Raw genomic sequence first — 22045 nt, forward strand, 5'->3', positions numbered from 1 at the left:
CCAATTCTCTGCATCGCTGAGCGCTTTACAGAGTCGTGAACTGGCAATCCAAATCGCCAATCTAAAATCCAAAATCCACCTTGGGCTGTCGGGCGGCGCGGGCAAGGCGGGCGGTTCCGTAGGCGGCTTCGGTGTGGGGAGAAGGTATTACGGGAACCTGCAACAGGCGCGATCGCACGTTTGTCCACGCCTCGTTCTGGGCACCGCCGCCTGCGGTTAGCACTTCTCGTAATGGCGTTGCGCCCAGGTCTGCCAGCCGCCGATAGCCTAGCGCCTCGATGCGGGCGATGCCTTCTAGCAAGCCGTGGAGAAACTCGACCGGGTTTTCCGGGCGCGGCTCTAGGCGGGGCGGCAGGTTGGGGTCGTTGATCGGAAAGCGATCGCCCGGCTTTGGCAAGGGGTAATAGTCCAGCGGGCTGGGGCGCGACGGGTCGATCTGGGCGCTGAGGGCGGCGAGTTCGGCATCGCTGAAAAACTGCCGCAGCACCGCGCCGCCTGTGTTCGATGCGCCGCCCACCAGCCACAGATTGCCCAGCCGATGGCTGTAGATGCCGCTGGCTGCGTCGTCTACCCGGACGGTGCTGAGCAGCTTGAGCACCAGCGTAGACCCCAGCGAGGTGACGGCTTGCCCCGGCGTGCTGGCTCCGCTGGCGAGGAAGGCGGCGATGCTGTCTGTCGTGCCCGCGCAGATCTGGCAGGTGGCGGGAATGCCCAGGCGATCGCCCAGGTCAGGCAAAATCGGGGCAATCACCTCACCGGGCGCTTTTACCTGGGGCAGTTGCACGGGCAGGTTTGCCGCCAGCAGCCAGTCGGGATAGCGCAACTCGCCCACGTCGTAGCCCAGCTTGAGGGCATTGTGATAGTCGCTGATGCCGAGGCGACCGTGCAGCAGGAAGGCCAGCCAGTCGGCTTGGTGGAGGAGGTGCGGGGGGGGAGCGTTTGGGGACGGGGGCAGCGTGCTGAGGAGCCAGAGGAGCTTGGCAAGGCTGGAGGTGGCGCTGAGGACGGTGTGCTGGGGCGGGGCGATCGCCCTTACTTGGTCTAGCATTTCCGCACCGCGTGAATCGTTGTAGAGCAGGGGTTCGACCAGGGGAATTCCGGCATCGTCGCACAGGAGGACGGTGGAAGAGGTGCCGTCGAGGGCGATCGCCGCCAGGGTTTGGCGAATCTCGGCAGGAATTTGGGCAATCAGCGCAAAGAGGGTGTCTTGCCAGAGGTCGGTGAGCGATTCGGCTGGGCTATTGGGAAACGGAATGCTGGTTTGGGACAGGATTTCGCCGCTGTTGTCGGTGGCGATCGCCCGTGCGCCGGAGGTGCCAAAGTCAATGCCGAGATAGGTACTGGGAGAGGTGGCGTTGGGCATGGTGGAGGATAAATTCGGCGATCGCCTGACTGATTTGCACGTTTCCGGCGGGGCTGGGGTGGATGCCGTCGCGATAGAGGGCTTCGGGGTTTCGCAGCGTGTTCCACCGAGGCAGCAGGTCAAGAAACGGCACATTGCCCGCTGCCAGCAAGGTGCGGAGGCGCTGGCGAGCGACCTGTTCATAGTCTCGCGGGCCAGGCTGTTTTAATTCTCGTCGCAGGGGGGACAGCGCCACGAGAAACTGCGCCTGGGGCTGCACAAACTGACGCATTTGTTCAATCGTCAGCAGGTTATCGGCAACGGGGTCGCCGCTGGGCGGACGGGTCGCGGGGCGCGGGGTGGGACGGGATAGTAGGAGCGATAGCGCTTCCCAGAGGGCCAGCGGCGGACGGTGGCGGGGATATTGGCGATCGCGCCCCACGGGCCAGTCGGTGGGCGGCGGCGCAAACAGATCGTCTGTATTCAGCAGCAGCACCACCACCTGCGCCCCAAAGGTGCCAAACTGCCGCAAATAGCCCCACTGGTTTTGCGGCCCCCAAGAGGGTGCGGCCGCATTCAGCACCATGCCCGTTTCACCCAGTCGGGACGCGAGAAATTGCCGCACCTGTTCGGAAATCGTGTGCGCCTGATCTGTCCAGATGCCGCCGTGAACAATAGAGTCGCCCAGCAGCAGCACGCGCCAGCCTGCTTGGGGCATCTTGCTAAAATTCCGCAGGCTGTGCTGGTTAATGACCATGCGTTTGCCCCAGCGCCGTATTCGCTGATGGGGGCGCAGCCGATAGCCCGCTTCTGGGTCGGCCACATAGAGCGGCGGGTTGCCCAGGCCCAACGCCCGCAGCCCCAGTTCCAGCAAGAGCAGCCCCATCAGCAGCAGCCCGGCCGGCCCCCCCTGGGCGATCGCCCCTATCAGCCTTTCCCAATCCATGCTGCTGGTGAATCCTCAAAGAATTCTGTTCTAAATCTTAAAAACTGTGCGGAGGTGAGCCATATAACCCTCAAGTGAAAAAAGTGTGGTTAAAATCGAGTCGGTTTAGCGCAGCTTGTCCGGCATTCAAGTCGATGTATCTGTATATTCTCGACTTTTTTCGTCTTGCCAAATGACTTCTGCCGCCACCAATCTCGCTGTACTGAATCTCGCCAGACTGAATCAAGCTAATTAAGATTCGGTTAATTCAGGATGAGAGGATGTCTGAAAAATCGAGGCGAATGGCTGAAACCTGGTTTCTTCCGTTGAGCCGTCAGCACTCAAATCTTAATGACTCCGTTAAATGACTCCGTTGTAATTCACCCTTTTCAGACATCCTTATCAATCAGGCTAGGGCACTGACCCAAGTCGCGTTTTCAGAGTCACTTCAACGGTTGATCAACTCCGAAACGTTTCTAAACTCTATTTACTTAGCAAGGATTGGTACTTATGACGGACTGGAATCGAGGCATTATGAAATTTTCTGGCGCAGATAGTCCGATTGCGCTGACGCTCTCGGCGGTGCTGATTTTGGGCAGCATTGCGGCGCTGATTCTGTGGGCGCTCCAGTCTGCCTACGCGCTGCCGTAGCTTGCGAGGTCTGCGATACGCCAACATACGCAAACATACGCCAAAAGGTCTGCCCAAGAGCAGACCTTTTCAATTTCAAATGTATTTAATTGTTTGCGTTGAATACGCCTAGTTCCCAATGCCAGGGACAAAAGGCGTGAATGCTGAATTTTAATTCAGTGTAGGCTGAACCCGCAGCACTCGCTCTTGAGCCTGCACGCCGATGCCTCTTTCGGAGGCAGAGGAGCTTGGGCGATGCAGCCGAGCATCTAGACGAAACAGAAGGTTCTAGACCATCGCTAGGCTGATATGCCCCAATCAAAGCAGCGTTACAAGCCGTAAGCGATCGCCGCGTCCGGTAGCGAGGCAGGAGGCACAGGCCCCGTCCAGGAAGATTGATTGAGAAACGTGCCTGTAGTCTAAGCTACCACTGGCAACTCGGCGGGCGATTGCCCTGTGACCAAACTTAATTTCTTACCCGCTGCCAAACCGGACTGGAACTCGGCAAAGCGGCTGTCGTCCGTGATCCCCGCAGACGGGCGATCGCCATGCTTGCTCGGTTTCCCACCCGTACCAATGCTGGAATTAGGGCTGGCATTGGGCAGATGCACCGTGCCGAGTAAGGCGATATGATGAGGAGTGAAATTAAGAAATGTAAAGAAGCGGGGCGGGTTATGCAAGGCAAGGTGGTTGTCATTGTGGGCGCAACGGGGGGCATTGGGTCGGCGCTGGCGCAAAAGCTGGCTCCCTTGGGTGCAGCGCTGGTGCTGGCGGCGCGAGATACAGCGACGCTGAACCCGTTGGCCCATTCGCTGGCTGGTGCGCCTGGTGGCGTGCTGGCCGTGCCAACAGACATCACCGACCCGAAGCAGGCCGAAGCGCTGATGCAAAAGGCGATCGCCCAATTCGGCAAAATCGACGTGCTGGTGAATGCAGCGGGCGCAGGCATCCTCAAGCAATACAACAAGATCGAACCTGCCGACCTGGATGCCATGCTGGATTTGAACCTTAAGGGCAGCTTCTACACCTGTCAGGCCGCCGCCAACGTCATGAAGGAACACAAGTCGGGGCATATCTGCAATGTGGTTGGAATTTTGGGACAGCACCCAATGGCGATGGCGGCGGCCTACTGCGCTTCTAAGTTTGGCGTGGTGGGCTTCAGCAAGTGCATGGCAGACGAGCTAAAGCGCTTTGGCGTGAAGTTCACACTATTTTACTTTGGCGGCGTGGATACACCCTTTTGGGATCAGGTCAGCCTCAAGGTCGATCGCACCAAGATGCTCCGTCCCGAAACGGCGGCCGACGCTATTCTGTTTGCCCTCACGGCAGAACCCCAGGCTGTACCACTGGAAATCAACATCCAGCCTGAGAGCCACTTATTTCTTGGCTAAAGTGGGCTAACGTTGGCTAATGATTCGGGCTAATGCTCCGAGAAGGGATCAAATGCACCTCCCTCAAGCGGCAGATCTCGGAAAAATGCCCGTTGACGGCCCGCCTTGTTACAGTTTGCAACATATAATGAGAGCTAGTGTAAACAGGTATTTCAGAGGACAGCGCGTACATGCGGGTGGCGATCGCAGGGGGAGGATTGGCCGGGCTAGCCTGCGCCAAGTATTTAGTAGACGCAGGACACACGCCCATTGTGCTGGAAAGCCGGGACGTGCTGGGCGGGCTGGTAGCCGCCTGGAAGGATGCCGACGGCGACTGGTATGAAACGGGTCTGCACGTCTTTTTTGGGGCATACCCCAACATGCTCCAGTTGTTTAAGGAACTAGACATTGAAGACCGGCTCCAGTGGAAAGAACACACGCTGATCTTCAACCAGCCAGAGAAACCGGGCGTGCTGTCGCGCTTCGACGTGCCCGATATCCCTGCTCCGTTCAATGTCATCCTGTCGATCCTCCGCAACAATGACATGCTGACCTGGAATCAGAAAATTCGCTTTGCCATCGGGCTATTGCCTGCGGTGGTGCGCGGTCAGCAGTATGTGGAAAACATGGACAAGTACTCGCTGCTGGAGTGGCTGCGGCTGCAAGGCGTAGACGAGCGGGTCAACAGCGACATTTTTGTGGCCGCTTCCAAGGCGCTCACCTTTATCAATCCTGAAGACGTGTCGGCAACGGTTCCTCTGACGGCGTTGAACCGCTTTTTGCAGGAGCGCTACGGCTCGAAGGTGGCGTTTCTGGATGGGTCGCCGACGGAGCGCCTGTGTCAGCCGATTGTGGATTACGTGACGGAGCGCGGCGGCGAGGTGCTGCTGAAGAAGCCGCTAAAGCAGATTTTGCTAAACGAAGACGGTACAGTACGCGGGTTTGCGGTGCGCGGACTGGACGGTGCGCCGGATGAGGTGGTGACGGCAGATGTGTACGTCTCGGCGATGCCGGTAGACGTGATCAAAGCGCTAATGCCAGAGCCGTGGACGAAGCTGGAGTTCTTCCAAAAGATGCAAGCACTGGAAGGCGTGCCCGTGATCAACATTCATTTATGGTTTGACCGCAAGCTAACGGATGTGGATCAGCTGCTATTTTCGCGATCGCCCCTGCTCAGCGTCTATGCCGACATGAGCAACACCTGCCGCGAATACGCCAACCCCGACCGCTCGATGCTAGAACTGGTCCTGGCTCCGGCAAAAGACTGGATCGATAAGTCTGAAGACGAGATCCTGGCGGCGACAATGGAGGAGCTAAGGAAACTCTTCCCTGATGATTTGGCGGGCGAAAACCCGGCTACGCTGCTGAAACACAAGATCGTGAAAACGCCGCGCTCGGTCTATACGGCCGCACCGGGAATGCAGGCGTGTCGCCCTGACCAGGCAACGCCAATCGACAACTTCTTCCTTGCCGGAAGCTACACCATGCAGCGCTACTTGGGCAGCATGGAGGGTGCAGTGCTGTCGGGTAAGCAGGCGGCCGAGGCGATCGCTCAGCGATTCCCCGCCTCTCCGGTCGATTCTGCGCCGCCTGACCTGGTGGCCACTTCAGCCCGATAAATCACTCCAGCGGTTTCATTTCTGGAATGCTAATCGTTTCAAATGAACCGCAGGTGACGGATTACTGATAGGTTTAACTGTATTCCTCCAGCCCTGCGATGTAATGCTGCAACTGCCGAAGCCTTCCTGCAAAACCGTCCTGGTATCTCTGGACGATTCCTATGAGCGCTGTCGCCAGATCACCCAGGAATATGCCAAGACGTTTTATCTTGGGACGCTGCTCATGCCGGAAGAAAAGCGGCGGGCGATTTGGGCGATTTATGTCTGGTGTCGGCGCACGGATGAACTGGTGGACGGAGCAGAAGCAGCCTACACCACGGATGAAACGCTCGATCAGTGGGAAGAAAACCTAGAAACGATCTTTGCGGGGCATCCGCTGGAGGATGTAGACGTGGCGCTGGTGGATACGCTGGAGCGCTTCTCGCTCGATATCCAGCCCTTCCGCGACATGATCGAAGGGCAGCGGATGGATCTCTATCGCAACCGCTACGAAACCTTTGAGGAGCTAAAGCTGTATTGCTATCGCGTGGCGGGTACGGTGGGGCTGATGTCGGCGGCCGTGATGGGTGTGGACGACAGCCGCCGCACGGCCCCGTGGAGCAAGGGCGGGTTGGTCGATCCAACGCAGGAGGCGATCGCCCTCGGCATTGCCAACCAGCTCACCAACATTCTCCGCGACGTGGGTGAAGATGCGCGACGCGGTCGGATTTACCTGCCGCTCGAAGACCTGGCGCTGTTCAACTATACCGAAGCCGATTTGTTTAACGGCGTGGTAGATGAGCGCTGGCGAGAGCTGATGAAATTTGAAATTCAGCGGGCGCGAAAGTTCTTTGTGCAGGCGGAAAGCGGTGTCAGCCTGCTGAGCCGCGATGCGAGATTTCCCGTGTGGTCGGCGCTGATGTTGTATCGGCAAATTTTGGACGCGATCGAGCGCAACCGCTACGACGTGTTTCGCAAGCGGGCCTACGTGTCGGGGCCACGCAAGCTACTGAGTTTGCCGCTGGCACGGCTGCGGGCCGAGGTTCTGTAGTCTACAAACGAACCCCTGTTCTATGCTGCTACCCGACTCCAGCAGGTTTCAGTTCGCCCCAGATTTGACCATTTGCCGCCTGCTGAATGGGATGTGGCAGGTATCGGGAGCGCACGGACGGATTGACCCGAACGGGGCGATCGCCAGCATGGTGGACTATCTCGACGCGGGCTACACCACCTGGGATCTGGCCGATCACTACGGCCCGGCAGAAGACTTTATCGGCGCGTTTCGGCGGCAGCTTGCGGCAGCGCGAGGCGAGGCGGCGCTATCTCGGGTGCAAGCGTTTACCAAATGGGTGCCCCGGCCGGGCCCGATGCCCCGTGCTGTCGTAGAACGCAGCATCGACGTGTCGCGCCAGCGCATGGACACACCTTGTCTCGACTTGCTCCAGTTTCACTGGTGGGACTATGGCGACCCGGCCTATCTGGACGCGCTGAAGCACATGGTCGATTTGCAGCGCGACGGCAAACTCCGCCATCTGGCGCTTACCAACTTTGACACCGAGCATCTGCAAATTATCCTCGACAGCGGCATCCCGATCGTGTCGAACCAGGTGCAGTATTCCCTGGTCGATCGCCGCCCGGAGGTCTACATGGCGAAGCTCTGCCAGGAGCGGGGCGTGCATTTGCTGACCTACGGCACACTCTGCGGCGGCTTCCTGTCCGAGCGCTACTTGGGCAAACCAGAGCCGCGTCGGGGCGAACTGGCCACCGTGTCTCAGCAAAAATACAAGCGCATGATTGATGCGTGGGGCGGCTGGGACTTATTTCAGGACTTGCTGAAGACCCTGGAGGCGATCGCCCACAAACATCACGCCAGCCTGTCAAATGTGGCGGTGCGGGCCATTCTCGACCAGCCAGCCGTAGCAGGCGTGATCGTGGGCACGCGCCTCAGCATCGCCGAACACCGCGCCGACAACGCCCGCGTGTTTGACTTCCAGTTGGATGCCGACGACTGGCAGCGGATCGAGCAGGTTTCAGGGCGATCGCGCAACTTGCTGAACCAAATTGGCGACTGCGGCGACGAGTATCGGGGCTAGGCTGGCGCAATCTGTCCCGCCACCACAGTTAGCACCTGCGACGACCGGAGCCACTGCGAATCGAAAGAATCCAGATGCGTCGTGGTGATCAGGGTTTGGAACCGATCTTGAATTGTGTCCAGCAGCTTGTGCTGGCGCTTGGGGTCGAGTTCGGCCAGCACGTCGTCCAGCAGCAGCAGCGGCGGCTCTCCCACGACGGATTCGATCAGCTTTAGTTCAGCCAGCTTCAGCGCCAGCACCAGCGTCCGCTGTTGCCCCTGGGAGCCGTATTGACGCGCAGGCGTGTGGTTGATGCTGAACTCGATTTCGTCGCGGTGGGGGCCGACGAGGCTGGTGTGCTGCACCTGTTCGGCGATCGCCCGCTGCTGAATCTTCTCCAAAAACGCCTGTTGAATCAGCGCCGGGTCGTCTTTTTCCATCGGCACGCTGGGCGCATAGTGAATTTCCAGAGTTTCGCGGCTGCCGCTGATGTCTCGATGCCAGAATTCCGCCAGGGGCGAAATGCGGGCGATCGCCCGGGCCCGGCGACGGATGACCCGCGTGCCCAGAGTCGCTAGCTGGGCATCCCACACCGCAAGCTGGGCCTGATCTGGCGGTGGAGAAGCCTCAGCACGATTGGAAGACTGCTTAAGTAAAGCATTGCGCTGGCGCAGCGCCAGATTGTATTGCTGCAACAGGTGCGCGTAGACGGGTTCAAGCTGGGTCAGCAGGGTATCAATCCACTGGCGACGATGCCCCGGCCCGCCGCGCACCAGTTCCAAATCCAGGCTGGAAAATTCCACGGCGCTCAGGGTGCCCAGAAAGTCTACCTGGCGTTTCAGGGTTTGCCCGTTCAGCGAGACGGTGCGCCGCCCGCTGCTGCGGAGGATCAGCCCCAAATCTACAGAGCCGCTGTCTCGCTCTAGCCGGGCGGCGATGCTGCCGTCTTCCATGTCCTGCTGCACCAAGTCGCGATCGCGGCTACTGCGGTGCGATCGCAGCGTCGCCAACAGTTCCACCGCTTCCAGCAGGTTCGACTTGCCCTGGGCATTGTCGCCCACCAAAATCGTCTTCGGCGCAGCGAAACTCACCGCCTGATCCCGGTAGTTGCGAAACTGGCGCAGATGCAGCGATCGGAGGAACATGAGCGGGCGGGAATCAGGGGCAGATTGCGGTAATCCCTAGCCTAGCAGTCCAGCGTCGTCTCTCGTTCCCAGGTGGAAATGTGAGCGCTATATTCGTTCCAGGCTTGTCGCTGGAGCTTGAGATACGCCTGGGTAAAGGCGGAGCCTAGCGCCTGGGGCAGCACGGGGCTGGCTTCAAATCGGCGCAGGGCTTCTAGCAGATACAGCGGCAGTTGGGGCACAGTGCCAGGGGGCAGCGGCTCGGTGTAGCTGTTGTTGTCATAGCGGGGGCCGGGGTCGCGCTTTTGGGCGATACCGTCTAGCCCAGCGGCGATCAGGGCGGCGGGCAGCAGGTAGGGATTTGCTGCGCCATCGGCCAGCCGCAGCTCAAACCGACCGGGTTCGGGAATGCGGATCATGTGGGTGCGGTTGTTGCCGCTGTAGCTGACGGTGTTGGGCGACCAGGTGGCCCCAGAGTTGGTGACGGGCGCGTTGATGCGCTTGTAGGAGTTGACCGTGGGATTGGCGATCGCGCACAGCGCCTCAGCAGAATGCAGCACGCCGCCGAGAAACTGGTAGGCCAGCGGCGATAGCCCCAGTTCGCCCTCTGGATCTGCAAACAGGTTGGTGTCTCCAGCGCTGTCCCAGACTGAAAAATGGACATGGCAGCCGTTGCCCGTCAGGTGGGCAAAGGGCTTGGGCATGAAGGTGGCCCGCAGGCCGTGCTTTTCGGCAATGGACTTGACCATGTATTTGAAAAACGCCTGCCGATCGGCTGTCACCAGCGCATCGTCGTAGGTCCAGTTCATTTCAAACTGACCGTTGGCATCTTCGTGGTCGTTTTGATAGGGCCCCCAGCCGAGGGCGATCATGCTGTCGCAGATTTCGCGAATCACGTCATAGCGGCGCATCAGAGCCTGCTGGTCATAGCAGGGCTTGCTCTGGCGATCGCCCGCATCGGAAATCTCCTCCCCGCTGGGCGACAGCAGAAAGTATTCGCACTCTACGCCCGTTTTCACCCGCAGCCCCATCTCCGCCGCCTGCTGGATCACTCGCTTTAGCACCAGGCGCGGCGCTTGTTCTAGCGGCTGTCCATCAACCTGGTGCAGGTCGGCGGGCAGCCACGCCACATCTGGTCGCCAGGAAAGCTGAAACAGCCGCTCCACATCGGGAAACGCCAGAATATCTGGGTCGGCGGGCGACTGATCCAGCCAGGCCGCAAACCCCGCAAAGCCTGCCCCATTCGCGGCGATCGCATCAATGCTCTCAGCAGGCACCAGCTTGGCCCGCTGCACCCCAAACAGGTCGGTGAAGGAAATCATGAAATAGCGAATATTTCGCGCACGGGCGATCGCAGACAGGGAGTTGGGCGAAGAATTGGACATGGCGGATCAGGCACCGAAACAACAGACCTGGAATTTATACACCAACTCTGGCCCTCCAGTCGGTACATGGCTGACACCGCCGCAGGTGGCGCTTCTGAGGCAGCCGCAAATTCATCGGGCGATCGCTCTCCCATACGATGCGTTTGCGCCATCGGAACCCATCAAAGCCTTGCAAGACGGCGCGTTGCAGCTACGTCTAATATCCATTCTCCTCAGCGGAGCTACGAATGAAATTCTGAAAGCCCCGCAGACGCTTGACGGGCAATCCAAAATCGCAAATCCAAAATCGAGAATCGATCCAACAGCCCCCCGAACCCAAAACCTAGGAAGCACTGTTACGCTTTTGCAGCATGGTCGATTCGGCGGGGATTGCAATCAGGTTGTCGCCATAGCTGCGAATCAGCCCGCGCTGGCGCAGCTTGCCCATCAGCCGGGTCACCGTGACGCGAGTCGAGCCAATGGCGCTGCCGATTTGGGCATGGGTCAACGACCACGGCAAATAGTAGGTATCGTCGCTGGGTTCACCAAATTCTTCTACCAGCAGTGTGATGAACCCCAGCAGCCGGTCGATCGTGCGGCGCTGCCCCAGCGTACTCAGCCACAGCAGCTTGCGCTGGTGCTGCAAGCGAAATGCGTCTAAAACTTCCCGACGGAAGTGCGGCCAGTTGTCCAGATCATGCCAATAAAGCCAGATCACCGAGGTCTGCTCGACATGGGCAAAGGCTTGGAGCGTAAAGGGCGATTGCGCCACGATTTCAAAGGGTTGACCCGCGCCGACAAAGCCCAGAAATGCCTCTTCGGAGTTGATTCGGGGCAGGCGGGAGGAACTGCCGTTGGCGCTCACCTGTGCCTCACCCACCAGACGCACTGCACCCCGCTGCACTAGGTACAGCAGTCCAGGACGCGCTGGAATCTTTTCATCCTTTGCAAAGGTGCGGGTGCGGTAATGCTCCTGGGCCCAGTCCAAAATCCGCTGCCACGTCAGAAATGGTCTAGAAGAGTCAGCCTGAGAAGACACAGAATACATGAGGCAAGTCCTGGGAATTCAGTAAGTCGTACCGAAGTGTGCTGTTGCGTTGAACCAAGTGCAAACCCCGAAGTAGATCATGTGACGGCTCAGCCCAACCGGCAGAGTGCTGCTCAGGCAGAAACCTTAAGTTATAGGTGGTTTAAATATTTCCACTTACGTAATCTAGCGTACCGACCTCGTTCAGCCTTTCCGCATTCAGGACTACCAACTTTAGACCGTCAACAGGGGGAACCGATAGCAGTGAACCGCAAAATCTAAGAATAGAAAATTAATTATTCTTGTGATTCTAGCGCACGCTTTCAGAATAGCTTCACACTTTATCAATCATAGTAGGGAATTTTACGGAGTCTAGGTTACTCACAATACGTAAATCTCCTTTGAAAGTGTGCGGGAAAGTGGATAGCACCGCCGTAAACTCCCGCAGTTTTTTACGAGACTTTTACAAAAGCTTTGACTGTTTAAGGATTAGCCCCCCAGAATGAGGATTGGGCCAGAATGAGGGTGGGGGCGATCGCCCGTTTGCTTCTGTTCGCTCCTGATCGCCCCTGAGCAGCTTGCAGCGCACCGGTCTGCGATCTGGCTCTGGTTCAACCTGGTTTTTGGAGCCTGTCGAGTGTGTCTGACCCAACGGTGACCGTGACCATCAAGCTATTTGCCGCCTACCAAGAAGCCTACGGTATGCCAGAGCTAGTGCTGGCGCTGCCGCAGGGGGCAACCGTCGCTGAGGTATGCGATCGCCTGTTGCAGGAGCATCCCGAACTGGAGCAGTGGCGATCGCTCACTCGCTTTGGCGTGAACTATCAGTTCGTAGAGCCGGACTGGGTGCTGCAAGACGGCGACGAGGTCGTGCTGATTCCCCCAGTTAGCGGCGGCTGACGCACTGAGCCATGATCCACGAATCCACTACATCCACTATACTGTGCAGCGATTCATCAGGATTGTGCAGCGATTCATCAGGCTCCGAAACGGAGAGGGTGGGATTCGAACCCACGGTCCTTTTGGGACACTCGATTTCAAGTCGAGCGCATTCGACCACTCTGCCACCTCTCCAGGCTTTTACAATCTTATACCGATTCGAGATTTTCGAGATTTTGGATGGACGATTGGCGGGGTTGGCGGCAGCGATTCGCGAAGCGATCCCTACGGGAACCGCCCTTGTGCAGAAGTTCACCCGCTCAGGTGAGACGCTCGGATGAGGTGTGGGCCGGGTCTGCCGCCCTATTCTAAAAACATGGAATTCAAAAGGAAACCAGCTATGAACCTTTCCTATCGCGGTATCAAATACGAAGCCAACGTTCCCGCCGTCGCCACAGTTTCGGGGAAAGTGATTGGTAAGTACCGTGGAGTTGAGCTACACGCTCAGGTCAAGAAAGAGCAGTAGTTCATCCGCTGTGCGACGTTTTTGGTAGTTTTTGGTAGTAAAAAAATCGGATTTCCGAAGCGACATAACACCTGGCAGGGGGCTGCTGGGTGTTTTTCTTTTGAGACTTACGCAGTTGAACGATAGAACCCTGATCGCAAGTGCGTAAGTCCTGCTTTTGTGGGTTTTGGGCGTTGGGGTTTGGGCAGTCAGGGTAGGCGATCGCACGCCCGCTGCCCGCCAAACTTTTGGATAATCAAGTCGTCGTAGGTATCGGCAATGGTCACCACAGACAAAATGCAGGTTTGCAGTTCCATCAGGTCCATGTTCTCCCCGCCCAAGACGCTGTGCGAAAAAATCACGCCGCCCGTCTCTGCCAGATGAAACGCGCCAAACCGCATCCGGTGGTTTTCCATCAGCAGATATCGCATCAGCGGCTCATCCGTTCGGCTGCCTAGGGTAACGCAGCTACTCGCCTTGACAATTGCCAGTTCTCGCTCGTCCCAGGGATGCACCTCCCAATCCAGCACCTCTACCTCAACCTTGGCCGAACCGTAGGACAGGTTAAACCGGGGAGCATAGGACAAAACTTGCAGCGAGTCCTTGAATAGCGCAGAGGTCGTGAGGTAGTCCGACACCTTGCGATAGGTCAGTTCTTGAACTGCGTTGGTAAACGTCAAAGGCATAGCGTGCGATAAAAAACGTAGGAGCGAGACGCGATCGATTCTGTGCCATCGATCCAATGCCATAGTAAGCTTTCGGATGACTGGATGGCTGTCTTCTAGCGGCTGTCTTCTAGCTGTCTTCATGTGTCTTTTAGTGGAGTCTTCTCGCCGTTTTTCTGCGGTCATCTTGCTATGCTTCAATCGCGCCAGTCGGATGAATTGCGCCAGTCGGATGCCCGTGGAGCCTATGGGGTAGATGATTTGCCCAGTGGGGCGATTCCCGTCGGGAGCGCTTCGCAAATCGCTCCTCATTCCCCGCAAGGCACGAGCGACCTGGAAACCTGGGCAGCGCGGAGCTATCGGCGGCTGCTGGACATCCTGGGCGATTCCCGTAAGGATCGCTTTGCGAATCGCCAACCCACTCAGCCCGCCGACCACGCCCACGCCCGGATGCTGCTGCTGGCGCTGCTGTGCATCCCGCTCTATCAGCAGCGCAGACTGCTGCCGGTGCAGGGGCAATCCCTCAAACCCGATGAGTTTGCGCTGGATCAACTTTTGACCGCTGCCAATTATCAGCACGGGCTGGCGTTTCCGGTGACAGCCTTGCCGCCGTTGTCGGTTGAGATGAATACCGCCCTCTTCGCCTTGCTGCGATCGCTCTTTCTCTGCGCTCCCTACCCCGTGGCGCGGCTGGGGCAACTGTATGAGCAGTGCCTCGCCTGGGCCCCGTCACCCGGACAATGTGCGCCGAGGGCTGCCCTAAAAGTAGATGGCCGCAAGGCAAGAGGAATTTACTACACGCCAGAGCCGCTGGTGAACTACTGCGTTTCGCAAACCCTGGGGCGACTGTTGAGCGCCCCTACCCAAAAGCGTCTAGGGGTTCCGCGCATCCTCGATCCGGCGGCGGGGGGAGGGGCATTTTTGCTGGCGACCTATGAGGCACTGCTGCGGTGGGTGGCGGGTTGGTCTGCGAATTCGGCAGGTGTGGATGGGGCAACTGTCCCCCCCTGTACCCAGCGGTCCCCAATCGCCCCAATAGATAGCCCAGTGGATTGGCACACTCGTCAGCAAGTGCTGCTCGACTGCATTTATGGGGTGGATGTAGACGAAACGGCGATCGCCCTCACCCGTCTCTCGCTCCATCTCAAGCTGTTGGAGGGTCAGCCGCCGCCAGGGTTTGTGCTACCCGACCTGACGCAAAACTTGGTCTGTGCCGACGCGCTGCTGGGTCTGGACTGGACCACCGCCTTTCCATCAGCCGCACAGGCAGGCGGGTTTGACGGGGTGTTGGGCAACCCGCCCTATATCGACGCTGCCCAGATGAGTCTGGAAACCCCTGACTGGCGACGTGTCTGCACCGAGCACTATGGCTGCGCCAGGGGCAACTGGGATTTGTTTTGCATCTTTATCGAGCGATCGCTGGAGTTGTGTCGTCCGGGCGGCATGACGAGCCTGGTGGTGCCCAACAAGCTGCGCTCGGCTGGGTATGCTGCCGCAGCGCGATCGCTCCTGACAGAGAACACTCAGCTTGTGGCGCTGCGGGACTATGCTCAAGTGGCGGTGTTTCAGGCGGCGGTCTATCCGCTGGTATATGTGGCGCGGCGGCAAGCGGAAGGGCAGTCCAGTCCGGATGTTCTAAGCCAACAGCAGGCTAAAGCGCGTCTGCCAGTGCCCTATGAGGTGATGGAAACGCTGACAACGGTGGGGCGATGGCGATGGCTGTATACCAAGGGTGCAGAGTGGTGGCTGGGCGATTCGCAGCAGGGGGGCAGCCTGATGGCACGATTGCAGCAACTTCCTATGTTGGGGCAAGTTGCCAGCGTGCGGGGGGCAGCGACGGTCGCCGAAGCCTACGACCTCCAGCGCTGGATTTGCAATCATCCCACGCCTGCCCCTGGCGACCTGCGCCTGGTCAACAGCGGCACGATCGATCCCTATCGCTTGTGGTGGGGCGATCGCCCGTTGCGCTATTTGGGCGATCGCTACCTGCACCCCATCCTGCCTGCACAACATTTGTGCCAGCTTTCGCCCCAGCGCCAGCAGCAAGCCACCCAGCCCAAGCTAATCGTCGCGGGCATGACTCGACGGCTGGAATGTGCGCTGGATGAGTCAGGGGGCGTGCTGGCAGGAAAATCGACCTCGATTATTCAAGCGCCCAACTCGTCCTCCCATCTGGGCAACTGCGCTGACCTGCTGTGGCTGCTGCTGGCAATTCTGAACAGTTCGCTGATCCACTGGTTCTTTGTGCAGCGGCATGGCGGCAACGCGCTCCAGGGGGGCTATTTGCGTGTGGGGCCGCCCCAGTTGCGCCAGATTCCGATAGCGCTGGGTGAACAGGGCGATCGCCCCACGCCCTGCCACACCCTCGTTGACCTGGCAAAACAGCGGCAGCAGTGCGGAGCAAGTCAAGACCTGAGGGCGATCGCCCAGCTTGATGCTCAAATAGACACAACCGTCTACGCACTCTACAACCTGAGCGCAGCCGAAATTGCAGAAATTCGCGCAGAAACTCGCGTGAAAACAAGCAGTCTAGCAGATTGAATCGCCCAGCCTAGAACGGGATATCGTCATAGTCGGCGGTTTCTACTGGGGCTTTGGCGGCAGGAGCTGCCTTGACAGAGGAGGCTGCATAGGCCGGCGAAGCAGCGGGAGCAGTCGTTGCGGCCGACGTGGGTGCTGCGAGACGGGATGCCGCCGTGCCTGGCAGGTCGGCTGTGGAGGATTTCAGGCTGGCATCCGCTTCAATCCGATGAATCCGCGACACCGTTAGCTCTGCCCGCTTTTCCTTAAAACCTTCTGGGCGATCGACCATATTCATGCCTAGCCGACCTTCGATGATCACGCGATCGCCCACATGAAACTCTGCCTGGATCTCTTGCGCCAAGTTGCCCCAGCCCACCACCTTAATTTGCCCCGGCGGATCATTGTCGCGCAGCGCCGCAAACTGCACCGTAAACTCAGCAATCGGCGTTTGATTATCGGAGGTATAGCGAAGCTGTGGCTCTTGAATGACCTCAGCCATCAAAATGCAGTTGTTCATAAATGCTCCCGGCGGTGTGGTTGGCTAAACCAAGCAGAGTACAGGTGTATTTCTTAAGTTCATATTCTAGCATCTGGCCCAGGCAGACGATCCGGGTTGATTATACGGTGATGGCCCCAAAAAAGCTGTCTGACGAAAAATAGCGGTGAAGACTTCGCTAGCCACGAAACGAATTGCCAAAAGAATTGCAAAACGAACCCAGGCAAAACGCGCTGAGTTCTCCTTGGCTTGATGGAAATTTTGGATGAAATCGCCGCCAGGAAATTGTAGTCAGCGTCGGCAGCCTTAGTATGTCGCTTAGTATGTCGCTAAATTGCCTCAATCCCAGGGCGGTGCTAGCTCTGGACGTGCGTTCCCAAAATTTGCGCCAGTCCAGGCACGGCCGCTTCTACGTCGCCCTTGACCGAGGTTCGCAGCTTGCCGTAGGAAGCCCGCACTACGCTGTTTTTGGCTTTTTCAATTTTGTGGTCGGTGACGCTGAGCAGGGTGTCTGCCGTGCGATCGCGGTTTTGGATTAGGTGCTGCACCGGATCGCCCGACTGGATGCCCTCGTTCCACATGGGGTCCAGCGCAGCAAGGGCTTCGGGCAATAGCCGCCGAATTGCGCCAGAAATATAGCTTGGCTCGATGCCTTTTACAACTCCGTAAGCCGCTTTCAGCGCCAGTCCCGAAATGCCGCCTTTGGCAGCAACCTGTTCGTCGATCAGCTTGACGCAATCTGCTACGAGGTTTTGAGTAGTGGTTTGATCGCTGAGTGTGTCGCTAAGCGCCATAATGTTATGCCTCTCTGCTATGCCTGAATGGCTCAGTGAATGCGTCGGGTGAATGCGTTGGACAGAAACGCTGGGTGGAGGCATGGGTGAGTTCCGTTCGCCTCCACGGCGTTACTCTACCCACTTCTTCTTGATCTAAGCCAAGTCATCTGGAATCTTAAGATTTCTATCGCAATCTTCGGGCAGTCTTAACAAGTATGTAAATCTTTTTTTGACTGGAGCTTATTTTACAGCAGGATTTCAGACTCTAGGCTCCCGTTCCGCTGTCTCATTTTTTCCAGGGCAGTTTGGTGCCCATTTCGGTCAGGGCTGAAATCACCAGATACGCAATCACCAATCCGGCACTGACTAGAAAAATCGGCAAGTCGTCTGGCATGAGGGAAAGGGCGGGGAAGAGGGGTAAACCTCGAATCAAAAGCCTCTCAGGGTTGGATGGATCTTTTGGCTTGGTTGGGCTGGTGATGAATCTCTGCTTTTGTCTGAGCATTCGATTTCCAGCTTTGATTTACTTGTTCAGTTTATAGAAGTTTATAGAAGTTTATAGAAGTTTAGCGTTCCCTATGCTGGTTCATCTCCCGGCAACCGATCCACTGTCTGCAAGTAGCTCGCTGATCCACAGAGCAGAGTTTTTGCTTCAGGAAATGGCGCTGCTTCTAAAAATTATTCTGGAGTTCATTGCGATTTTGATTGTGGCGATCGCCCTCGTCAAAGCGATCCGTAAGTATGTCCGCATGTTTCGCTATCAGGGCTTTGTGGTGCAGCCGCCGATTCGGCTGGATTTGGGGCTTTCTCTGGCGCTGGCGCTGGAGTTTTTGCTGGCGGCTGACATTGTAGGCACGGCGGTTTCTCCCCGCTGGAACGAAATCGCCAAACTAGCAGCGATCACAGGCATTCGCACCTTTCTCAACTACTTTTTGCACCGAGAGGTGCGGGAGCTTCAGGAATCGCACAACGTGGTGCGTTCTACCCAAGTCGAGTGAGGTGCAACAGGAAGCAGAAAAAATGCCCCCGAACCAGAAACTCCACCATCGGCAGAAGGCTGGCTCAAGGGGCGATCGCCATTCACCACAGAAGACAGTTATTGCGGCTATTGAGGCTATTGAGGCAGTTGCAAACAGTCGAGGGTTCGCAGCGTTGCCGCAGCCGCATAGTTGCGCTGGGACGCGGCGTTGGGCGCAAAGTTGTTGCCCTGCTCGTTGAGCGGAGACGCAACGCCGCAGAAGCCCGATAGCTCGGTGATGGTCGCCGAGGCCCAGTGGTTTGTGGTGTCGGCAAAGGTTCGGGTGGGCTGATTCAGCAGCAGAGTGGGCGACGAGCCACGCGCCGTCAGCGCAAACTCAGCGGCTCGCTTTAGCACCGACACCAGTTCAGCACGGGTCACAGGCTGTGCCGGACGGAAGGTGCCGTCTTCATAGCCGCGCACAATGTTGTTGTCGCGAGCAAATTGGATCTTGGCGGCGCTCCAGCGGGATGCATTGACATCTCGATAGGGGTCACCGCTGGCGGCGGCAGGAATCCGTAGGTTGACGTTGGGCGCTTTGGTGAGTGCATCCAGCACCATCGACACCAGTTGCTCACGGGTTAGGGTATCCAGCGGGCGGAAGGTATTGTCGGGGAAGCCCGAAATGAATCCAGCAGCAACCGCGTTGCGAATTTGCGTGGCGTAGATGTCTCTGGAAATATCCGTGAAGGTGACCGGGACGGGTGTGGGGGTTGGGGTCGGCGTGGGGATTGGCGTGGGCGTGGGCGTGGGCTGTGTGGCCACATCTCCGGGCGGGAAGACCCCTTCATAGGTGAGATAGACGTGGCCCAGCGTGCGATCGCCAAAGGTGCGCTTGGTAAACCGCCAGCCCGGTTGCAGCGTAATTTTGGCAAAGTCTTCCGTTAAGCCATTGGCGCGGCCGATGACCAGTTGCGGGCGAGAGCGGTCGTTGGGCACGCCCAGCATCACCAGGTCGCCGTTCTGGGGCAAAATCCGAATGCTGTAATCTAGCCCCATATCTTGGCCATTGACCCGGATCGAGTAGCCGTTGCGGTCAGTGGCACGGTTGCAAATGCCTGTGAAATCAAACTGGAGCAGCAGCGGCGTAACGATGGTTGGATTTGCCCCAGATTCACTCCAGCAGGGGCGGGCATCAGACACTTGCTCCAAAATCAGCAGCCGACGGGTGGTCACGCCAGAAGACGACACGGCGATGAATCGACCCTGGTCTACCTCTTGCTGACCAAAGGTGGTGGCAGAGGTGGGAGCGGAAATAGACAGAGCACCCAGCGCGATCGCGCTAAGGGCTACGAGACGATGACGCAAACGTTTCATAGCTGAGATGTGAAATGAAGTAGGACTGCAAAATTGAGTGCTGCGGCCGGGCTGGATCGAGCAGCAACAGGACGCTGAGAATCAGATCTCCAGCGCGATCGCCACCCGCTACCCACAGCGTAGGCATCAGAAGGTTTCCAAGCTTGTGGATTGACCGTTCGGGGCATCCAACCATTTGCAGTCGGTCTGCACCTGACATCTGCTAGTGTTCCCAAAGACAACCCGCCGATCAAACGAAGTCGAAGAGCGGGGTGAGTAAAATGGGCTGATGTGGCTTGAGGCTTGGCTAGCTGGACGTTCCGGCTAATCCAAATCCTCGAAGGCAGCCTATTCCACTGGGCTAAAACTAACGACATCAGTACCAGACAACACTACAAACAGTTCGCGATTGGTGCGCCCAAACTGGCAGACAACGCTGACTACAGACTCGCCATTGGGTCTGCCGTCAGAAAGAACCGTAGAGCGAATAATTTGCCGAAATGGCCCACTCTCAGCCACAATATCATTCCAATAGGTCTGAATTGAGCGGGCGCTGATATCGTTTACATCTTGTAGGCTGGCTTCGTAGTCTGCAACGGCCGACTCGAACTGCTGCTCTCCAAGACGGGTGATAAAGCTTTCGGCGATCGCCGTTAAGGAAACCTGCGAAACTTGACGAGCTTCTGGAGCAGTCTGTGCCTGTGCCTGGGGTAGGGCAACGCCGACCAGCATTACAGCAGGAACAAGGACAGACAGGAACAACGCTGATTTCATAACGAATTCCGTGGGGTAGATTCGAGCACCGATTCCATATCCCATGACTGTGGCTTAGTTCAATTTGTGCCCAGCGTTAGAAAAGAACTTCGGAAGCAACCAGGAAACGGGAAATCGGAACTCGATGTGGGTCATTCAATCCTATTTCCATCCTTCAAGGGACCCATACGGTTCACAGCCCTGAAACCGCTTTTCTGTAATCAATCGTTAGACTCGGAGCGTTTCCCTAGCGGTTCTCATCCGCCGCGAGCGGGTGTTCTTTGGGGCTTGGGAAGTCAACGGCTTCGTAAAAGTCGGCGATCGCCCCTTCCCAGCCCACACTGGTGAGCGACACGGAATCGCCCTCGCTATAGGGATGTAGCACCCACAGGCCCTCCTCGTTGCGACGAAACACGTCTACCCGGAGCCGGGTTTGAGAAATCAGAACATATTCTTGCAAGCTCTCAATCTGGCGATAGTCGGCAAATTTGTCGCCCCGGTCAAAGGCTTCTGTCGCTTCAGACAGGACTTCGACAATCAGGCAAGGATAGCGCTTGAAAGTATTCGTCGTGCGATCGCGCTCATCGCAAGTCACCATCACATCTGGATAGTAGTAGCAGTTCAGTTCCTCAATGCGGGCCTTCATGTCTAAGGCGTAGGCCCGACAACTTCGGTTGCGGAGATGCCCTCGCAGTAATGCCCAACAATTGAGTGCAATTGTGACATGGGCATCGGTGCCGCCTGCCATTGCGTAGATATAGCCATCGCGATACTCATGCTTGGTAGGGCGGGCGGCTTCCTCCGCTAGATACTCTTCTGGAGAAACGTAGTGATCAACGGAGACTGCAACCATTGGGGCTGAGGTAGGCTAGAACAGCTATAGAGTCACTGCATGGACTTATTGTATCGGTCTTGGGGCGATCGCCCTTCCAAGACGGCGGTTTCGGCTTTTGCAATCGCTGTTTAGCAATCGCTGTTTAGCAATCGCTGTTTAGCATTCACCACCCTGCTTAGCGTTCCCATTGAATAGCTCATAGACCTGGGTGCAAAACGACCGCAGCCGGGTCTGGATTTCTTCGACAGGCTGCTGCGTTCCCAGCACGCGCCACTCGCCAACAGTAGACAAGCGCCACTGCTCGCCCTGATGCGTCAGCCCGACGGCTTCTAGACCAATGACGCGGCGGGTTTGGGCGATCGCCCCCTCGCCCGATTCTGCCGCTGCTTCATCCTCAAACAAGCGGATCTGCACCAAAATACTGCGGGCCTGAAACCGAGGACTCCAACCCGGCAGGTGAAAACCAATGTCGATGGAGTCGGGGTCTACCAGTTCGCGGGTGCTGGGGTCATTGGCCCAGGGCTTCAGGTCGGCCTGCGCGTCGGGAAAGTAAGACTTAAATAAATTAACAGCGGCGGCAATCTTGGCGGCTAGCTCCAGCCCCTTTGCCTGTTCTGCTGCATTCACGCTGCTTGCTCCTGCGATGAATCCCCATTTGGGGTTTTGGAATTTTAGATTTTGGATTTTGGGTTTTGGATTTGGGTTTATGAACTGGGTTGGGCGTGATGGAGAATGCTTTGGCAGATGTCTGGACTGATGACTTAAGGGATGACTTGAGTGTAGATCTGACGGTTCAGCATGAATCAACGTGAACTGACGAAAGAGCAGCGTTCTGGCAATGTCCCTC

General features: G+C 57.6%; 23 protein-coding genes and 1 tRNA gene. 9 read left to right on the top strand and 15 right to left on the bottom strand.

The window, feature by feature from the left end; genetic code table 11:
* Positions 1–61: 61 nt before the first annotated feature.
* Complete coding sequence (locus tag IGS16_RS19580) at positions 62–1363, bottom strand: FGGY-family carbohydrate kinase (protein ID WP_297088354.1); 1302 nt, start codon at positions 1361–1363, stop codon at positions 62–64.
* Positions 1323–2288 carry an SGNH/GDSL hydrolase family protein gene (locus IGS16_RS19585; RefSeq protein ID WP_297088355.1) on the bottom strand — a complete coding sequence of 322 codons (966 nt, stop codon included), beginning with the start codon at positions 2286–2288 and terminating at the stop codon, positions 1323–1325. The genes IGS16_RS19580 and IGS16_RS19585 overlap by 41 nt, the downstream gene beginning before the upstream one ends.
* A 489-nt stretch (positions 2289–2777) precedes the next feature.
* Here IGS16_RS19585 and IGS16_RS19590 point away from each other — a divergent pair, with 489 nt between their 5' ends.
* Positions 2778–2918 (top strand): hypothetical protein, encoded by a 141-nt coding sequence (locus tag IGS16_RS19590; RefSeq protein ID WP_297088358.1) that lies wholly within the window; start codon positions 2778–2780, stop codon positions 2916–2918.
* A 398-nt stretch (positions 2919–3316) separates the two neighbouring features.
* On the opposite strand, the gene IGS16_RS19595 is transcribed toward IGS16_RS19590, so the two are convergent.
* Complete coding sequence (locus IGS16_RS19595; RefSeq protein ID WP_297088360.1) at positions 3317–3577, bottom strand: hypothetical protein; 261 nt, start codon at positions 3575–3577, stop codon at positions 3317–3319.
* Between IGS16_RS19595 and IGS16_RS19600 the strand changes: the two genes are divergently transcribed.
* The 4 genes from IGS16_RS19600 to IGS16_RS19615 all read left to right on the top strand — a co-directional run bounded on the left by IGS16_RS19600 (position 3572) and on the right by IGS16_RS19615 (position 7958).
* A complete protein-coding gene (locus tag IGS16_RS19600; protein ID WP_297088362.1) occupies positions 3572–4288 on the top strand; it encodes an SDR family oxidoreductase in 717 nt (238 codons plus the stop codon). The genes IGS16_RS19595 and IGS16_RS19600 overlap by 6 nt on opposite strands.
* Before the next feature lie 170 nt (positions 4289–4458).
* Positions 4459–5886: a 15-cis-phytoene desaturase gene (pds, locus tag IGS16_RS19605; protein WP_297088364.1), complete on the top strand. Its 1428-nt coding sequence runs from the start codon at positions 4459–4461 to the stop codon at positions 5884–5886.
* Between the two features lie 103 nt (positions 5887–5989).
* Complete coding sequence (gene crtB, locus IGS16_RS19610; protein WP_297088366.1) at positions 5990–6916, top strand: 15-cis-phytoene synthase CrtB; 927 nt, start codon at positions 5990–5992, stop codon at positions 6914–6916.
* A 22-nt stretch (positions 6917–6938) separates the two neighbouring features.
* Positions 6939–7958 (top strand): aldo/keto reductase, encoded by a 1020-nt coding sequence (locus IGS16_RS19615; RefSeq protein ID WP_297088368.1) that lies wholly within the window; start codon positions 6939–6941, stop codon positions 7956–7958.
* Here the strand turns inward: IGS16_RS19615 and recF are convergent.
* The 3 genes from recF to IGS16_RS19630 all read right to left on the bottom strand — a co-directional run bounded on the left by recF (position 7955) and on the right by IGS16_RS19630 (position 11473).
* A complete protein-coding gene (gene recF, locus IGS16_RS19620) occupies positions 7955–9082 on the bottom strand; it encodes a DNA replication/repair protein RecF (protein WP_297088369.1) in 1128 nt (375 codons plus the stop codon). The two genes, IGS16_RS19615 and recF, sit on opposite strands and share 4 nt — an antisense overlap.
* A gap of 41 nt (positions 9083–9123) precedes the next feature.
* Positions 9124–10446, bottom strand: a complete 1323-nt coding sequence (glnT, locus tag IGS16_RS19625; RefSeq protein ID WP_297088371.1) for a type III glutamate--ammonia ligase — start codon at positions 10444–10446, stop codon at positions 9124–9126.
* A gap of 322 nt (positions 10447–10768) precedes the next feature.
* On the bottom strand, positions 10769–11473 hold the full coding sequence (locus IGS16_RS19630; RefSeq protein WP_297088372.1) for a Crp/Fnr family transcriptional regulator: 705 nt from the start codon (positions 11471–11473) through the stop codon (positions 10769–10771).
* A gap of 618 nt (positions 11474–12091) precedes the next feature.
* On the opposite strand from IGS16_RS19630, the gene IGS16_RS19635 reads away from it, so the two are divergent.
* Complete coding sequence (locus IGS16_RS19635; RefSeq protein ID WP_172356898.1) at positions 12092–12352, top strand: MoaD/ThiS family protein; 261 nt, start codon at positions 12092–12094, stop codon at positions 12350–12352.
* 90 nt (positions 12353–12442) lie between these two features.
* Here IGS16_RS19635 and IGS16_RS19640 read toward each other — a convergent pair.
* Positions 12443–12526, bottom strand: a tRNA-Ser gene (locus IGS16_RS19640).
* Between the two features lie 205 nt (positions 12527–12731).
* Between IGS16_RS19640 and IGS16_RS19645 the strand changes: the two genes are divergently transcribed.
* Positions 12732–12857 carry a DUF4278 domain-containing protein gene (locus IGS16_RS19645; protein ID WP_156434871.1) on the top strand — a complete coding sequence of 42 codons (126 nt, stop codon included), beginning with the start codon at positions 12732–12734 and terminating at the stop codon, positions 12855–12857.
* Between the two features lie 188 nt (positions 12858–13045).
* On the opposite strand, the gene IGS16_RS19650 is transcribed toward IGS16_RS19645, so the two are convergent.
* Positions 13046–13522 (bottom strand): hypothetical protein, encoded by a 477-nt coding sequence (locus tag IGS16_RS19650; protein ID WP_068507856.1) that lies wholly within the window; start codon positions 13520–13522, stop codon positions 13046–13048.
* 171 nt (positions 13523–13693) lie between these two features.
* On the opposite strand from IGS16_RS19650, the gene IGS16_RS19655 reads away from it, so the two are divergent.
* Positions 13694–16042 (top strand): DNA methyltransferase, encoded by a 2349-nt coding sequence (locus IGS16_RS19655; protein WP_297088375.1) that lies wholly within the window; start codon positions 13694–13696, stop codon positions 16040–16042.
* A gap of 10 nt (positions 16043–16052) precedes the next feature.
* On the opposite strand, the gene IGS16_RS19660 is transcribed toward IGS16_RS19655, so the two are convergent.
* Entirely contained in the window at positions 16053–16541 is a 489-nt protein-coding gene (locus tag IGS16_RS19660; protein WP_297088377.1) for a single-stranded DNA-binding protein, read from the bottom strand.
* A gap of 335 nt (positions 16542–16876) precedes the next feature.
* Entirely contained in the window at positions 16877–17314 is a 438-nt protein-coding gene (locus IGS16_RS19665) for a hypothetical protein (protein WP_172356906.1), read from the bottom strand.
* Positions 17315–17874: 560 nt separating this feature from the next.
* Between IGS16_RS19665 and IGS16_RS19670 the strand changes: the two genes are divergently transcribed.
* Positions 17875–18294 carry a DUF1622 domain-containing protein gene (locus IGS16_RS19670; RefSeq protein ID WP_297088379.1) on the top strand — a complete coding sequence of 140 codons (420 nt, stop codon included), beginning with the start codon at positions 17875–17877 and terminating at the stop codon, positions 18292–18294.
* 116 nt (positions 18295–18410) lie between these two features.
* Here the strand turns inward: IGS16_RS19670 and IGS16_RS19675 are convergent, their stop codons facing one another.
* The 5 genes from IGS16_RS19675 to IGS16_RS19695 form a co-directional block, all read right to left on the bottom strand.
* Entirely contained in the window at positions 18411–19631 is a 1221-nt protein-coding gene (locus IGS16_RS19675) for a DUF3747 domain-containing protein (protein ID WP_297088381.1), read from the bottom strand.
* The gene (locus tag IGS16_RS19680; protein WP_297088384.1) at positions 19597–19758 is read right to left on the bottom strand and encodes a hypothetical protein; all 162 of its coding nucleotides are present in this window, start codon (positions 19756–19758) and stop codon (positions 19597–19599) included. The genes IGS16_RS19675 and IGS16_RS19680 overlap by 35 nt, the downstream gene beginning before the upstream one ends.
* 200 nt (positions 19759–19958) lie before the next feature.
* Positions 19959–20384: a DUF3887 domain-containing protein gene (locus IGS16_RS19685; RefSeq protein ID WP_297088386.1), complete on the bottom strand. Its 426-nt coding sequence runs from the start codon at positions 20382–20384 to the stop codon at positions 19959–19961.
* Between the two features lie 226 nt (positions 20385–20610).
* Positions 20611–21216, bottom strand: coding sequence for a Uma2 family endonuclease (locus tag IGS16_RS19690; RefSeq protein WP_297088388.1), 606 nt, complete (start codon positions 21214–21216; stop codon positions 20611–20613).
* A 138-nt stretch (positions 21217–21354) separates the two neighbouring features.
* On the bottom strand, positions 21355–21825 hold the full coding sequence (locus IGS16_RS19695) for a hypothetical protein (protein ID WP_277774371.1): 471 nt from the start codon (positions 21823–21825) through the stop codon (positions 21355–21357).
* Between the last annotated feature and the right edge of the window lie 220 nt (positions 21826–22045).

The organism is Thermoleptolyngbya sp. C42_A2020_037 (assembly GCF_015272455.1).
Classification (GTDB): Bacteria; Cyanobacteriota; Cyanobacteriia; order Elainellales; family Elainellaceae; genus Thermoleptolyngbya.

Bases quoted from the DNA above. Each gene is read 5' to 3' on its own strand.
- IGS16_RS19660 (WP_297088377.1), bottom strand. From the start codon at position 16,541: ATGAACAACTGCATTTTGATGGCTGAGGTCATTCAAGAGCCACAGCTT.
- IGS16_RS19680 (WP_297088384.1), bottom strand. From the start codon at position 19,758: ATGCCTACGCTGTGGGTAGCGGGTGGCGATCGCGCTGGAGATCTGATT.
- IGS16_RS19650 (WP_068507856.1), bottom strand. From the start codon at position 13,522: ATGCCTTTGACGTTTACCAACGCAGTTCAAGAACTGACCTATCGCAAG.
- IGS16_RS19590 (WP_297088358.1), top strand. From the start codon at position 2,778: ATGACGGACTGGAATCGAGGCATTATGAAATTTTCTGGCGCAGATAGT.
- IGS16_RS19630 (WP_297088372.1), bottom strand. From the start codon at position 11,473: ATGTATTCTGTGTCTTCTCAGGCTGACTCTTCTAGACCATTTCTGACG.
- IGS16_RS19690 (WP_297088388.1), bottom strand. From the start codon at position 21,216: ATGGTTGCAGTCTCCGTTGATCACTACGTTTCTCCAGAAGAGTATCTA.
- pds (WP_297088364.1), top strand. From the start codon at position 4,459: ATGCGGGTGGCGATCGCAGGGGGAGGATTGGCCGGGCTAGCCTGCGCC.
- IGS16_RS19655 (WP_297088375.1), top strand. From the start codon at position 13,694: ATGCTTCAATCGCGCCAGTCGGATGAATTGCGCCAGTCGGATGCCCGT.
- IGS16_RS19600 (WP_297088362.1), top strand. From the start codon at position 3,572: ATGCAAGGCAAGGTGGTTGTCATTGTGGGCGCAACGGGGGGCATTGGG.
- IGS16_RS19580 (WP_297088354.1), bottom strand. From the start codon at position 1,363: ATGCCCAACGCCACCTCTCCCAGTACCTATCTCGGCATTGACTTTGGC.
- IGS16_RS19645 (WP_156434871.1), top strand. From the start codon at position 12,732: ATGAACCTTTCCTATCGCGGTATCAAATACGAAGCCAACGTTCCCGCC.
- IGS16_RS19615 (WP_297088368.1), top strand. From the start codon at position 6,939: ATGCTGCTACCCGACTCCAGCAGGTTTCAGTTCGCCCCAGATTTGACC.
- recF (WP_297088369.1), bottom strand. From the start codon at position 9,082: ATGTTCCTCCGATCGCTGCATCTGCGCCAGTTTCGCAACTACCGGGAT.
- IGS16_RS19685 (WP_297088386.1), bottom strand. From the start codon at position 20,384: ATGAAATCAGCGTTGTTCCTGTCTGTCCTTGTTCCTGCTGTAATGCTG.
- IGS16_RS19670 (WP_297088379.1), top strand. From the start codon at position 17,875: ATGCTGGTTCATCTCCCGGCAACCGATCCACTGTCTGCAAGTAGCTCG.
- crtB (WP_297088366.1), top strand. From the start codon at position 5,990: ATGCTGCAACTGCCGAAGCCTTCCTGCAAAACCGTCCTGGTATCTCTG.
- IGS16_RS19585 (WP_297088355.1), bottom strand. From the start codon at position 2,288: ATGGATTGGGAAAGGCTGATAGGGGCGATCGCCCAGGGGGGGCCGGCC.
- IGS16_RS19665 (WP_172356906.1), bottom strand. From the start codon at position 17,314: ATGGCGCTTAGCGACACACTCAGCGATCAAACCACTACTCAAAACCTC.
- glnT (WP_297088371.1), bottom strand. From the start codon at position 10,446: ATGTCCAATTCTTCGCCCAACTCCCTGTCTGCGATCGCCCGTGCGCGA.
- IGS16_RS19675 (WP_297088381.1), bottom strand. From the start codon at position 19,631: ATGAAACGTTTGCGTCATCGTCTCGTAGCCCTTAGCGCGATCGCGCTG.